Source organism: Bacteroides intestinalis (genome assembly GCF_003464595.1).
In the GTDB taxonomy this organism is placed as follows: Bacteria; Bacteroidota; Bacteroidia; order Bacteroidales; family Bacteroidaceae; genus Bacteroides; species Bacteroides intestinalis_A.
The window spans coordinates 115,814-129,980 of sequence record NZ_QRZF01000008.1 but is presented as its reverse complement, the minus strand read 5'-3'; the positions used below and the strand labels follow the sequence as shown (position 1 = coordinate 129,980).

Below are 14,167 nucleotides of genomic sequence, written 5' to 3'. Positions count from 1 at the left end.
TATCTAATACATAAAATTAAGAATGAAAGTAAAACCTGATTTGAGCTTTTGGAAGCTGTGGAATATCAGCTTCGGCTTCTTTGGCGTACAGATCGCATATGCTTTGCAGAGTGCGAACATCAGCCGTATTTTCGCGACATTGGGTGCAGACCCGCACAATTTAAGTTATTTTTGGATATTGCCACCATTGGCAGGTATCATCGTACAGCCCATCGTAGGTGCTGCAAGCGACAAAACGTGGACACGCTTCGGACGACGTATTCCTTACCTGTTTGTCGGTTCACTGGTAGCCGTACTGGTAATGTGCCTGCTGCCGAATGCCGGTAGTTTCGGTATGGCAGTCAGCACGGCAATGATATTCGGATTAGTATCATTGATGTTCCTGGATACATCCATCAATATGGCGATGCAGCCATTCAAGATGATGGTGGGCGACATGGTAAACGAAAAGCAGAAAGGTCTTGCCTACTCTATCCAGAGTTTCCTGTGCAATGCCGGTAGCTTGGTAGGTTTCCTGTTCCCGTTCATTTTTACATGGATAGGTATCAGCAACATAGCTCCCCAAGGTGTAGTTCCCGACTCGGTTATCTATTCCTTCTATATCGGAGCAGCCATTCTGATACTTTGTGTCATCTACACCACGGTAAAGGTGAAAGAAATGCCACCTGCCGAATATGCAGAATACCATGGCATCACCGAAGAGGAAAAAAAGGAAAAGATCAATATGGTGAAACTGCTGGTGAAAGCACCGAAAGCTTTCTGGACGGTAGGTTTGGTTCAGTTCTTCTGCTGGTTTGCCTTCATGTTCATGTGGACCTATACCAATGGTAGTGTAGCTGCCAATGTATTCGATGCTCCTACCGTTGAAACAGTGGTGAACGGTGCAAGCAAAATAGTGCTGGACACTAAGAGTATCCAATATCAGAATGCTGCCGACTGGGTAGGCGTATTGTTTGCCGTACAGGCCATTGGTTCTGTACTCTGGGCTGTATGTATCCCGCTGTTCAAGAATCGCAAACAGATCTACTCACTCAGTCTTGTTTTGGGTGGTATAGGTTTCATCTCCACGTATTTCGTTCACAATCAATATGTATTGTTCATCTCCTTCTTGCTTATCGGTTGCGCATGGGCAGCTATGTTGGCATTGCCTTTCACCATCCTGACCAATGCTCTGAGCGGCGGACACATGGGTACCTATCTGGGACTGTTCAACGGAACGATCTGTATTCCGCAGATTGTAGCTGCTACGCTGGGTGGTAGTATTCTGGCTCTGTTCACCCCGAAAGGTATGTTACCGCCTGAAATAAATATGCTTGTCATGGCAGGTGTGATGTTGATTATCGGTGCCGTTTGTGTATATTTAATCAAAGAGACCAAAGGAGAACAAGCAAAAGCATAATCCGTGCGAAAACATACTTAAAAGGGGATGTCTATCCCTCTATAACGAACAACTCTCTTCTCTACGATAATCGCCCCGTTCCTTTAAAAAGATCGGGGCGATTCTTATAAAGGAACCAAACACATCTTATTCTTTAGACATTCCTTGTCTTCTTTTTTTCCTCATCATTGCCGTTTATCCGTTTATTTGTTTATCTTTACCGCCATAATCACCATTGAGATACACACCATGAAAAGATACCTTAAAACCGATGAATGGAATATTATTGAAGATAACTTTCACGCCGACAACCTGCGAATGTCAGAAAGTATATTCAGCCTTGGGAACGGTCGCTTCGGCCAGCGGGGCAATTTCGAGGAACCTTATTCAAGCGACTCATACCGTGGTTCATTCGTTGCCGGTATCACTTTTCTTGATAAAACGCGTGTAGGCTGGTGGAAAAACGGTTTCCCTCATTTCTATACCCGTATTCCCAATGCAGCTGACTGGAGTCGTGTCAGCCTGCGTCTCATCGACGAAGAACTGGACCTGGCACAATGGGACGTGAACAGCTTCAGCCGCAGGCTCAATATGAAAGCGGGTATCTCCTACCGGGACTTCGAAATCACATCTCCCAAAGGACACCAAATACGGGTACATGTGGAGCATATCAACAATATGGCTCACCCCGATTTATGTCTGATAAAATACAGCGTCACCTCCATCAATTATACGGGAAGAATATCACTGATTCCCTCCCTGGATGCAGTCATAGTCAATAAGGACGATGATCTGAACGAGAAGATATGGAATATCCTCCGTTCTGGTGTCACAAAGGATTGTGCTTACCTATGGACGCAAACCCGGCGGGAAGATGCGCAAGTGTGCTATGCCATGACCTATCAGTTCTTCAAGAACGGCAAAGAAGCCACCTCGAACCCGATACGCATTGAAAAGGAGAAACAAACCGGGTTCAGCATCGGGGCAGATGTGAAACCGGGAGACAATGTAATGCTCATCAAATATACCGTTATAAGTTCGTCGCTCTATGATGAACGTCAGGAACTGATAGAACATTCCGTCACCAAAGCCCGTCAGACTAAAATAGACGGCTGGGATAAGCTGGAAAACGATCATCAGCAAGCCTGGGCCAATATATGGAAAGAAATGGATGTGGTTATCGAAGGCGATCCGGAAGCACAACAGGGTATCCGGTACAACATCTTTCAACTATGCCAAACGTACCGCGGTGATGATCCGCGCCTGAATATCGGCCCGAAAGGCTTCACAGGTGAAAAATACGGTGGAAACACATATTGGAATACGGAACTTTGTTGTGTACCGTTCTTCCTACTCTCTACTCCGAGGGAGATTGTAAAAAACCTGTTGATATACCGTTATAACCAACTACCGAAAGCGATAGAGAATGCCCGCAAACTGGGTTTCAAAGAGGGTGCCGCCCTCTTCCCGCAAGTTACTTACAGCGGTGAGGAATGCCACAGTGAATGGGAAATTACCTTTGAAGAAATACATCGCAATAATATCATCGTCTATGCCATTGCACAGCATGCTGCAATCACGGGTAGCAAAGATTATGTAGCCAAATACGGACTGGAAGTAATGATCGCCGTCTCCCGTTTCTGGAGCCAGCGTGTATCTTTCTCCAAACCAAAACAGAAATATGTGATACTGGGTGTCACCGGACCGGATGAGTACGAGAACAACGTAGATAATAACTGGTACACCAATTACTCGTGTGTGCAGTGCCTGCGGATGACACTTAACTATCTTGAAATTATTGCCGGAGAATACCCCGACGAATATGCGCGTGTACGCCGTGTCACCAACCTCCGCCAACAAGAAGAGGCTGAATGCTGGCGCGACATCATCAACCGTATGTATCTGCCGGAAGATAAAGAACTGGGGATCTTTGTACAAAATGACGGTTTCCTGGATAAGGAACTGAACAGTGCCGATGCCATTCCACCCGAAGAACGCCCCATCAATCAGCACTGGTCGTGGGATCGTATTCTTCGTTCATGCTACATCAAACAAAGCGATGTATTGTTGGGCCTATATCTGTATTATTTCAATTTCGATAAGGAAACTGTCCGCCGTAACTTCGATTTCTATGAAACAATGACGGTGCATGAATCTTCACTTTCCCCGCACATCCACTCCATTCTTGCCGCCCGCATCGGAGAAGTGGAAAAGGCTTACCAACTCTTTCTGCATGCCACCCGTCTCGACCTGGATGATTACAACAACGAAACTCACCAAGGACTGCATATCACCAGTATGCCGGGCAGCTGGCTTGCCATTGTACGAGGCTTTGCCGGGATGCAGATTCTGGAGGGCATACTCTCTTTCTTCCCAGTCATTCCAGAGAAGTGGAACAGTTACTCCTTCCAGATAAATTATCAGGGACGTACACTTCATATGCATGTAAGCAAAGAAATAAATATTTCACTTATTGCCGGAGAAGAACTGAACATACAAGTATATAAAAACGTTTATAAGCTCAAATTGGGCACCGATTTGTTGCTCAGGATAGAGGAGTAGAAGCCTTATCATTAACAACGCGTAACAAAATAAACCGGGAGAACAATTATCTGTTTTTCCGGTTTTATGTTTTTTATACCTAAACGAACAACTATATATTAGTATGAAGAAAATCTATTTGTTCGCCATCAGCGTGATGCTGCTTGCCACATCATGCGGGCACAAGAAAGAGGGCGATGCCACGCTGGTCCGACCTGTCAAGACAGCTACTGCCAGCTCCCAATCGGTCATCCGGAAAGACTTCTCCGGTATTGTAGAAGCCGTAGAATACGTGAAACTGGCCTTCCGTGTCAGCGGACAGGTCATAAATCTTCCTGTGGTAGAAGGCCAGCGAGTAAAGAAAGGACAGTTGATCGCCGCCATTGATCCGCGCGACATTTCCCTGCAATATGCCGCCGACAAAGCCGCTTACGAAACTGCCGCAGCACAGGTAGAACGTAACAAACGCTTGTTGGGACGTCAGGCTATCTCCGTGCAGGAATATGAAATTAGCGTTGCCAATTATCAAAAAGCAAAGTCAGCTTATGAATTATCCAGCAATAATATGCGGGATACCAAACTTACCGCTCCCTTCGACGGTTCTATTGAAAAACGTCTGGTAGAAAACTATCAGCGCGTGAACTCTGGGGAAGGCATTGTACAACTGGTGAATACACAAAAGCTCCGTATCAAATTCACCGTACCGGATGATTATCTCTATCTACTTCGGGCAAAGGACGTAACATTCAAAGTGGTATTCGATACCTATCCGGGCACGGTATTCAATGCAAAACTGGAAGAATATCTGGACATTTCTACAGCCGGAACAGGTATTCCGGTAACTATTACGATTGAAGATCCCGCTTTCAACCGTTCCCTATACGATGTGAAACCGGGATTTACGTGCAAAATCAAATTGGCTTCGGACGTAGCTCCCTTCTTGGAAGAAAAGCTTGTGAATATTCCGCTCAGTGCCATATTCGGTGAAAGCGAGAACCAGAAAACCTATGTGTGGGTAGTAAAGGATAATAAGGTAAGCAAGCGGGAAGTAACCGTATACTCTCCTACCGGAGAAGCCAATGCTCTTATCTCTACCGGTGTACAGCCGGGAGAAACTATTGTGATTGCCGGAGTGCACCAACTGGTCGAGGGACAGACGGTGAAAGTTATCAATTAAATGATAATTTAGTAGGAGATGAAAGGCTGAAGTATCTCAAATTCTCCTCCTCTTGGGAGGAGGAGTACCCGTAGGGGGAGGTGGTAGGTAAAACAATAAAATACCTATGAATAATAAAATTAAGGAATTTTTCTCTCACCTACCACCCCGCCCGTTGGGCACCCCTCCTCCAACTGGAGGAGGGGAATTGAGATAGTCAGAATACCAATAGCTTCGCCGCTAAATTATCATTTATAGAATCTAAAACATAAATATAAATCATATGAATTTAGCTAAATATGCATTAGACAACACCAAGATTGTTTATTTCTTCCTAGCTGTGTTGCTAATCGGCGGTATACTATCATTCGGCCGGTTGGGAAAGAAAGAGGATGCACCCTTCGTCATCAAGTCAGCGGTCATTATGACTCGCTATCCGGGGGCAGAACCGGCAGAAGTAGAACGACTGATCACCGAACCGATCTCCCGCGAGATACAGTCGATGAGTGGTGCATATAAAATTAAATCGGAGTCCATGTACGGACTATCCAAGATAACATTCGAGCTTCAACCTTCCCTTTCCGCAGAGTCTATTCCGCAGAAATGGGATGAACTTCGCCGCAAGGTGCTCAACATACAACCGCAACTACCCGCCGGTGCTTCCGTTCCCACGGTATCGGACGATTTCGGTGATGTATTCGGCATCTATTACGGTCTGGTAGGCGATGACGGTTTCTCTTACGAAGAAATGCGCAACTGGGCAGAGCGTATCAAAACTCAGGTTATCACTGCTGACGGGGTAATGAAAGTAGCCCTGTTCGGCACGCAAACCGAAGTGGTGAATATCTTTATATCCGTCAATAAACTGGTCGGTATGGGGATAGACCCGAAGCAAGTGGCAAGCCTGTTGCAATCGCAAAACCAGATTATCAACACGGGTGAAATCAACGCCAGTGAACAACAATTGCGTATTGTAGCCAACGGAACTTACACCACCGTCAATGACATCCGGAACCAAGTGATTACAACTTCGGGAGGGCAAGTAAAATTGGGTGATATAGCCATTATCGAAAAAGGATATATGGACCCACCCGGCAACATCATGCATGTCAATGGGAAGCGTGCCATAGGTATCGGCGTTTCCACCGACCCGACAAAGGATGTAGTAAAGACCGGAGAACTGGTAGATCAGAAACTGGCTGAACTTCTTCCCCTTATTCCGGTAGGGTTGGAGTTGGAAAGTCTGTATCCGGAAAATGTCATAGCTCAGGAAGCAAATAATGGTTTCATCATTAACCTGATAGAATCCCTCCTCATTGTAATCGTTATCATCATGCTGGTGATGGGGCTACGTGCTGGTATACTTATAGGAAGTTCACTGCTATTTACCATTGGCGGCACGTTGCTCATCATGTCCTTCATGGGGGTAGGACTGAACCGTACTTCCCTGGCAGGTTTCATCATTGCCATGGGTATGCTGGTGGATAATGCCATTGTAGTGACGGACAATGCACAAATAGCCATTGCCCGAGGAATAGACCGTAGAAAAGCACTGATAGATGGAGCTACCGGACCACAATGGGGCTTACTTGGCGCCACGTTCATCGCCATTTGTTCATTCCTCCCATTGTACCTCGCCCCTTCTGCCGTAGCGGAAATCGTAAAACCTCTGTTTGTCGTACTTGCCATTTCTTTGGGATTAAGCTGGGTACTGGCACTCACACAAACCACCACTTTCGGCAATTTTATCTTGAAAACCAAATCCGGCGATACTAATAAAGATCCGTATGATAAACCTTTCTATCACAAGTTCGCATCTATCCTCGGAGTACTTATCAAAAAGAAAACGCTCACACTAGGTAGTATGGTAGTCCTGTTTATCATCTCACTGATCATCATGGGAATGATGCCGCAAAACTTCTTCCCCTCATTGGATAAGCCCTATTTCCGTGCCGATATATTCTATCCGGACGGTTACAGCATCCGTGACGTGGAAAAGGAAATGAAACAGGTGGAAGCGCACCTCCTGCAACAACCGGAAGTGAAACGGATATCCACTACTTTCGGCAGTACGCCATTACGTTACTATCTGGCATCTACTTCCGTGGGTCCCAAGCCCAACTTTGCCAATATACTCATTGAACTAACCGACAGTAAATATACAAAGGAATACGAAGAGAATTTCGACCAGTATATGAAGGCGAACTATCCGAATGCCATTACCCGTACCACTTTGTTTAAACTATCACCTGCGGTAGATGCTGCCATTGAAATCGGTTTCATCGGTAATAATGTCGATTCACTGGTGATGCTGACCAATAAGGTCCTGGAAATCATGCATCGGGATGACGATCTCATTAACGTACGAAATTCATGGGGGAATAAGATTCCTGTATGGAAACCCGTTTACAGTCCGGAACGTGCCCAACCGTTAGGTGTCTCCCGACAGAGCATGGCACAGAGTATTCAGATTGGCACAAGCGGTATGACATTAGGTGAATATCGTGAGGGCGACCAAGTGTTGCCTATCCTGCTAAAAGATAACACGGTCGATTCTTTCCGTATCAACGATCTGCGTACACTACCCGTATTCGGAACAACACAGGAAACCACTACCTTGGAACAAGTAGTCAGTGAATTTGATTTCCAATATAAGTTCTCGAATGTGAAAGATTATAACCGCCAGATGGTAATGATGGCGCAAGCCGATCCACGCCGGGGAGTAAATGCCATAGCAGCATTCAATAAGATATGGAAAGAAGTGCAAGAAGAAATTCAGGTACCGGAAGGATACACCATGAAGTATTTTGGTGAACAGGAAAGTCAAGCAGAAAGTAATGCAGCATTGGCAGCTAACATGCCATTAACTTTTTTCCTGATGTTCATTACCCTGTTATTCCTGTTCAGAACCTACCGCAAGCCAATCGTCATCCTATTGATGTTGCCGCTTATCTTTATCGGCATCGTACTGGGATTAATCTTGCTTGGTAAATCATTCGACTTCTTCTCTGTCCTCGGTCTACTGGGATTGATTGGTATGAATATCAAGAATGCAATTGTATTGGTAGACCAGATCGATATAGAAACTGCTTCCGGAAAAACGCCACTGAATGCGGTAATCAGTGCAACAACCAGTCGTATCATACCTGTAGCCATGGCATCCGGAACCACGATTCTGGGTATGTTACCGTTGCTATTCGACGCTATGTTCGGTGGTATGGCGGCAACAATCATGGGTGGTTTGCTGGTGGCTTCAGCATTAACTCTGTTCGTTCTTCCAGTGGCATATTGTGCGATACATAAGATTAAAAAGTGAAAAGAAGAAATACAAGTAATCATGAAAAAGAAGATATTCATAGTCACACTACTCTGTTGCTTCGGCCTGAAAGCCGGAGCCCAACAGTATCTCAGCCGTGAAGCATATCGTGACAAAGTAGAAGCCTACAGCCAGGTGTTGAAACAGCAGCGCCTGAAAACCATGGCAAGCACCGAAGCGCGAAAAATAGCAAATACCGGCTTCCTGCCACAAATAGACATCACTGCCGAAGGTACCGCCAACCTCAACCATCTGGATAAGTGGAACAGTCCGAAGGGTGAATACCGCCCCTACACCTATCAGGCACTCGCAACTTTGGCACAGCCCCTCTATACCGGTGGTTCTCTGATAGCCCAGAAACGTATGGCACAGGCAGACGAAGAGTTAAGCCAACTCACCACCGAACTTACTCTCGACCAAATTCATTATCAAAGTGATGCCGTTTACTGGAATGCTTCAGCCGCTTATGCCAGTCTTGAGGCTGCTGCTACATTTCAGGATATCATAAAGAAGCAGCACGATATTATTCAGGATCGTTTCGACGATGGCGCTATCAGCCGTACAGACCTGCTGATGATTTCCACCCGCCAGAAAGAAGCTGAATTGCAATATATCAAAGCCCGCCAGAATTATACCCTTGCCCTGCAACAACTGAACATTTTAATGGGAGCAACACCCAATACTCCCGTTGATAGTCTAAGTGAAATCAGTATAGCCAGTGAACCCGTCGACATTCTTGGACTTGACGATGTACTTCCACGCCGTGCCGATTATGCCAGTACAACAGTAAACATTGCCCGAAGTGAAGCACAACGCCATGCCGCCCTCAGCAAGTATAATCCCCAGGTAAGTATGTTCCTTGCCACAGGTTGGGATACAGGTATCACATATATGGGACAGGAAATTCCCCATACTCCTGTAGCCGGAGTAAACGTCAGTATCCCCATCTTCCGTTGGGGAGCCCGTTTCAAGACAAACCGACAACAGAAAGCATTCATTGGCATCCAGAAGCTACAACAAAGTTATATTACTGATACTATTCTTGAAGAGCTCTCCGCCGCCACTACGAAACTGACGGAAACGGAGCAGCAAGTAAAGACTGCAAAGGAAAATATGGCTCTTGCCGAAGAGAACCTGGACCTTGTGACTTTCTCTTATAATGAAGGAAAATCCAGTATGGCAGATGTCTTGTCCGCACAATTGTCGTGGACACAGGCTCATACGAACCTGATTAATGCATATCTGGCAGAAAAAATGGCAGTGGCAGAATACAGAAAAGTGATTAGTGAATAAAAAATCAGGCGCGGATTACACGGATTACGCAGATCAGCTTTATTGCAACAAATTGCAACAAAAGAATCCGTGTAATTCGCGTAATCCGCGCCGTCTTCGTATCTATTCCCCTTATCCCAGGAACGAAATCAGCACACCCGCCGCTACAGCCGAACCGATTACACCAGAGATATTACTGGACATACAGTAATTCAGCACATGGTTCTTCGGGTCATACTTCGTAGCAATCTCATTGCACACACGGCTTGCCATAGGCACAGCACTCAATCCCGTTGCACCGATCAACGGATTTATCTTCTTCTTGCTGAACAGGTTGAACAGCTTCACAAAGAAGATACCACCCGTAATAGAAAGCGCAAATGCAAGGAAACCACCAATAACAATACCAATGGTTGTCCAGTTCAGAAATGCTTCGCTTGTCATAGTTGCGCCTACACTCAGTCCTAAGAAAATAGTTGCCGCATTCATAATGCTGTTGGCAGCCGCATCAAACAAACGGCTGGTGTCCGCACCGATTTCCTTAATCAGGTTACCGAACATCAACATACCGATCAAAGGCACTGCCGTCGGTACAAAGAGAGCGACAATTGTAGTTACTGCTATCGGGAAAATGATTTTCAGTACACGCAGATTCTTGATTTCCGTCTTCGAAGGATAGAGCTTTTCCTGTTCCTTCATATTGATCATCAGTTCCTTCTTAGAGCAGAACAGCTTCACTACCAACGGAATAATCACCGGCACCAACGCCATGTAAGAATAGGCTGCAATAGCAATCGGACCCAACAGATGCGGAGCCAGCTTAATAGTCGTGAAGATAGCCGTCGGACCATCAGCACCACCGATAATGCCCAGTGCACCTGCCTCCTGTGGAGTGAAACCTATCATAACAGCACATAGCAGCACAGTGAAGATACCCAACTGTGCAGCAGCACCAAAGATAGAGAGACGCAGGTTGCGAAGCATCGGTCCGAAGTCCGTCAAAGCACCCACACCCATAAAGATGATGGGCGGCAAGAAACCTGTCTTAATCAACATATAGTAGATGAAGTTCATCAATCCCAGGTCGTGCGCTATTTCATGGAGCGGCATTTCCCAGATGTTCTTCAATACCCCATTTACCATTACCATTCCGTTTTCATCTGCCTGAATGACCCCCATATCACCACCGGGAAAGTTGGCGATAAGTACACCAAAAGCGATGGGCACCAGCAACAACGGTTCGTAGTGCTTCTTGATACCCAAGTACAGCAGAATGAAAGCAATGGCATACATCACCAGAAACGACGGGTCGGCAATGATATTGCTGAACGCCGTCATATCATAGAGTTTTGCAAATATTTCTTCCATCGCTGTTTATCCTATCTTCATTAATACATCATCTTCTGAAACAGTGTCCCCCGGAGTGGCACAAATAGCCGTAATTGTTCCGTCAAAGTCGGCACGGATGGCATTGTATGTCTTCATGGCTTCAATGTAGCAAAGCAAGTCACCTTTCTTCACCTTGTCGCCCACTTTCACCGGAGTTTCCTGTGCATTCTTCGTCAGGAAGAACTTACCTTCCAACGGAGCGATCACATCCTGACCTTCGCCTACGGGGGCTTCCACTTTCGCAGTAGCATTTGCCGGTAGGTCAATATCACCATAAGCCACCGTTACGCGATAAGCCTGTCCATCCACCTGTACGGTTAGCGTCTTCGGTTTAGCGTCATCCAACGGGGACTTATTAAGTTCCGCCTTCCGTTTTTCCACGTCTGCCAGGAAGTCTTCTTTCGCCTTGCCACTCTTGTATGCTTCGTATTGTGCCGGATGCATGGCATATTCGAAGAGTTCTTCATCATCTTCTCCCAGATCCCATTTATTCTCTTTCATCATCTTGCGATACTTGTCGAGCGCATCCGGATAATTATCCTGTGGATTTCCGGTGAAGAACTTACGGCCTTCACGTTCCGCTTTCTCCACGAGTTCAGGAGCCAGCGTACCCGGCAGTTTACCTGCCTTGCCCAACAACATATCCCAGATATCATCAGCAATCATACCCCAACGTTCCTTGCCTTTTTCCATGGCAATCACGTTCATCATCGCCAGATTCTTAACGTACTGGCTGAACGGAGTTACCAACGGAGGATAACCTACACGCGGCCATACATAAGCTACTTCGTTAAACAGCTTGATAAGCAACTGATCCTGCGTCATAAACGGCAAGTTACGTTTTGCCTTATATTTATTGATGGATTCCAGATTGGACTCTAGGTCGGCCATAAGGCTACCCATCATACCACCCGGAAGTCCCGGACCAATCAGCAGGGAGTTCATCAAGCGGTTCTTCGGACTGATGTACAGACCAAGAAAATCGTCCATAAATTCCTGAATCAATGCACGTACCTTCATGTATGCTTCCATATTCACCTCAGGAACCTGGAAACCTGCATCTTTCAGCATTGCCTGCACGCTCAGCAAGTCAGCATGTCCCGTACCCCATGACAACGGTTCCATGCCCACGTCGATATAATCGCAACCAGCCTCACAAACTTCGAGGATGCTTGCCATATTAAAACCGGGACCTGCATGACTATGATACTGAATAGGGATTTCAGGGTGTGCCGCCTTGATATTTGCTACAATCTTACCCAATGATACCGGGCGTCCGATACCTGCCATATCCTTGATACAGATTTCATCGGCACCTGCCTTGATGAGCGTTAACGCCATATCCGTATAGTATTCTACTGTATGGATGGGCGAATGGGTGATACAGAGCGAACACTGTGAAATCATTCCGGCTTCCTTAGCGTAAGTGATGGAAGGAATAATGTTACGGGTATCATTCAGTCCACAGAACGTACGTGTGATGTCTGTCCCCTGTACTTTCTTCACTTTGTAAAACAGCCTACGTACATCCGCAGGCACGGGGCTCATGCGCAGACCATTCAATGCGCGATCCAACATGTGAGTTTGTATACCGGCTTCGTGGAACGGTTTCGTCCATGCACGTACAGCTTTATTAGGATTTTCACCAAACAATAAATTTACCTGTTCAAAACCTCCGCCATTGGTTTCTACCCGGGCAAAACAGCCCATTTCAACAATAGCTGGAGCAACCTTTACCAACTGGTCTACGCGGGGCACATATTTTCCGGCACTCTGCCACATGTCCCTGAACACCAAGCTGAACTTAATTTCTTTTTTCATACTAAATAAATAGATGTGTGTTTTTTATTAAAGATTATCATTTTACTTTCTCGACCTTGGCTACTTTACCCTTGCCTTGTGTCACCACTGTTACAGCGGCACTGATAGCAGCCAAAATATTTCCAGGAATCGCTGCGGGACCTTGCGCACCTTTCTTATCCGGCACCACCTCTTCGGGGGCATACTTGTTTACCAGAAGAATAAGTCCTTTACCTAAGTAGATTACAATCAGCAGGATAGCGAACACTGTCGTCATACCTACCACCATCAGCAGAAGCGCTGTGTTGAGATTTTCCATATTATAAATTATTAGTTATTCGGTCTGTTTTGCAAAAAATCGTCCGAAATTACGGATTTTTGATGAATTAAAATAGAAAAAGAACGATAAAATATGCTAAAACGAAAGTTCCCGTGCTCTCTCCTATCAAAAAGATTGCACGGGAACCATCTGTCACAAGTCACTGGATATCAAAAGATACTAACTTACAGAGCCGAGAGGATTAACCTAATGGATCACCCTCGATACCACCGTCACCGCCGGTATTTCCGCTATCGGTGTTGCCACCGGAAGTGGCGGTTTTACCCCACTCTTCCCAACAGATATTATTATCCACCATGCTGCGAGTAACAACCTTACTATTCACATCGCGTTCAACCTCGGGAATGAAACGGACGCGCACGCCCACGATCTGAGAGGCACTGACCTCCTTAGCAGTTTGTACTCCCTTCTTATTAGCAGCAGCCGTATAATAAAAAGTGCCAACTCCATCTATTTTCACCGTACGTCCCTGTGCCATATAAAGGGAGAGCACTTTTCCCAAGTTTTTGACGATAGCATAGGCATCACCACGGGTAGTGGTAGAAAAATATGCCAATTGATCCGCAACCTGATCGGTTGTAATGGCTTTACCCCATGTAATTGATTTAGGATACCACAAGCCATTGATTTTCTGTTGATTTTTCTTGTAAAACATAATTAATAATGTATTAAGTAAATATAAATATAGTTGCAAATGAACCAGCCATCATTGCTTTGACCGATCAGGTTAAGGACTGACCGAGGCCGCATCTCCTTATAATAAGAGATAATAAGAAAGAATTTCATCGCGAGGCCTCAACGATTAAACCTTTCGTTTTTCTCAAATTCGATGTTGCAAAGTTAGGATACACAAGAAGGAAAAGCAAGAAAACAGCCTCTACAACCTATTCCACCAATCTGCTATTAATCAGAACATTACAAAAAGTGAATCTCTACAATACAACAATAGGAGCAAGTACGGAAAATGAAGCAAAC

Annotated in this window: 9 protein-coding genes; 5 read left to right on the top strand and 4 right to left on the bottom strand. The window is 45.6% G+C overall.

From position 1 onward, the window contains the following. Positions 1 to 22: 22 nt before the first annotated feature. The 5 genes from DWW10_RS13160 (at position 23) to DWW10_RS13140 (ending at position 9,684) form a co-directional block, all read left to right on the top strand. A complete protein-coding gene (locus DWW10_RS13160) occupies positions 23 to 1,399 on the top strand; it encodes an SLC45 family MFS transporter (RefSeq protein WP_022392831.1) in 1,377 nt (458 codons plus the stop codon). 228 nt (positions 1,400 to 1,627) lie between these two features. Further along, positions 1,628 to 3,940, top strand: a complete 2,313-nt coding sequence (locus DWW10_RS13155; protein WP_022392832.1) for a family 65 glycosyl hydrolase domain-containing protein — start codon at positions 1,628 to 1,630, stop codon at positions 3,938 to 3,940. Between the two features lie 103 nt (positions 3,941 to 4,043). After that, the gene (locus DWW10_RS13150; RefSeq protein WP_022392833.1) at positions 4,044 to 5,096 is read left to right on the top strand and encodes an efflux RND transporter periplasmic adaptor subunit; all 1,053 of its coding nucleotides are present in this window, start codon (positions 4,044 to 4,046) and stop codon (positions 5,094 to 5,096) included. Between the two features lie 262 nt (positions 5,097 to 5,358). Then, complete coding sequence (locus DWW10_RS13145) at positions 5,359 to 8,391, top strand: efflux RND transporter permease subunit (RefSeq protein WP_118487070.1); 3,033 nt, start codon at positions 5,359 to 5,361, stop codon at positions 8,389 to 8,391. Between the two features lie 21 nt (positions 8,392 to 8,412). Continuing rightward, on the top strand, positions 8,413 to 9,684 hold the full coding sequence (locus DWW10_RS13140) for a TolC family protein (protein ID WP_118487068.1): 1,272 nt from the start codon (positions 8,413 to 8,415) through the stop codon (positions 9,682 to 9,684). 111 nt (positions 9,685 to 9,795) lie between these two features. Here the strand turns inward: DWW10_RS13140 and DWW10_RS13135 are convergent, their stop codons facing one another. The 4 genes from DWW10_RS13135 to DWW10_RS13120 form a co-directional block, all read right to left on the bottom strand. Next, positions 9,796 to 11,031: a sodium ion-translocating decarboxylase subunit beta gene (locus DWW10_RS13135; RefSeq protein WP_007664424.1), complete on the bottom strand. Its 1,236-nt coding sequence runs from the start codon at positions 11,029 to 11,031 to the stop codon at positions 9,796 to 9,798. Positions 11,032 to 11,037: 6 nt separating this feature from the next. After that, a complete protein-coding gene (locus DWW10_RS13130) occupies positions 11,038 to 12,873 on the bottom strand; it encodes a biotin/lipoyl-containing protein (protein WP_007664425.1) in 1,836 nt (611 codons plus the stop codon). A gap of 37 nt (positions 12,874 to 12,910) precedes the next feature. Then, positions 12,911 to 13,171 (bottom strand): OadG family protein, encoded by a 261-nt coding sequence (locus DWW10_RS13125; RefSeq protein ID WP_007664426.1) that lies wholly within the window; start codon positions 13,169 to 13,171, stop codon positions 12,911 to 12,913. Positions 13,172 to 13,373: 202 nt separating this feature from the next. Beyond that, complete coding sequence (locus DWW10_RS13120; RefSeq protein WP_118487086.1) at positions 13,374 to 13,850, bottom strand: HU family DNA-binding protein; 477 nt, start codon at positions 13,848 to 13,850, stop codon at positions 13,374 to 13,376. Between the last annotated feature and the right edge of the window lie 317 nt (positions 13,851 to 14,167).

Bases quoted from the DNA above. Each gene is read 5' to 3' on its own strand.
- DWW10_RS13160 (WP_022392831.1), top strand. From the start codon at position 23: ATGAAAGTAAAACCTGATTTGAGCTTTTGGAAGCTGTGGAATATCAGC.
- DWW10_RS13155 (WP_022392832.1), top strand. From the start codon at position 1,628: ATGAAAAGATACCTTAAAACCGATGAATGGAATATTATTGAAGATAAC.
- DWW10_RS13150 (WP_022392833.1), top strand. From the start codon at position 4,044: ATGAAGAAAATCTATTTGTTCGCCATCAGCGTGATGCTGCTTGCCACA.
- DWW10_RS13145 (WP_118487070.1), top strand. From the start codon at position 5,359: ATGAATTTAGCTAAATATGCATTAGACAACACCAAGATTGTTTATTTC.
- DWW10_RS13140 (WP_118487068.1), top strand. From the start codon at position 8,413: ATGAAAAAGAAGATATTCATAGTCACACTACTCTGTTGCTTCGGCCTG.
- DWW10_RS13135 (WP_007664424.1), bottom strand. From the start codon at position 11,031: ATGGAAGAAATATTTGCAAAACTCTATGATATGACGGCGTTCAGCAAT.
- DWW10_RS13130 (WP_007664425.1), bottom strand. From the start codon at position 12,873: ATGAAAAAAGAAATTAAGTTCAGCTTGGTGTTCAGGGACATGTGGCAG.
- DWW10_RS13125 (WP_007664426.1), bottom strand. From the start codon at position 13,171: ATGGAAAATCTCAACACAGCGCTTCTGCTGATGGTGGTAGGTATGACG.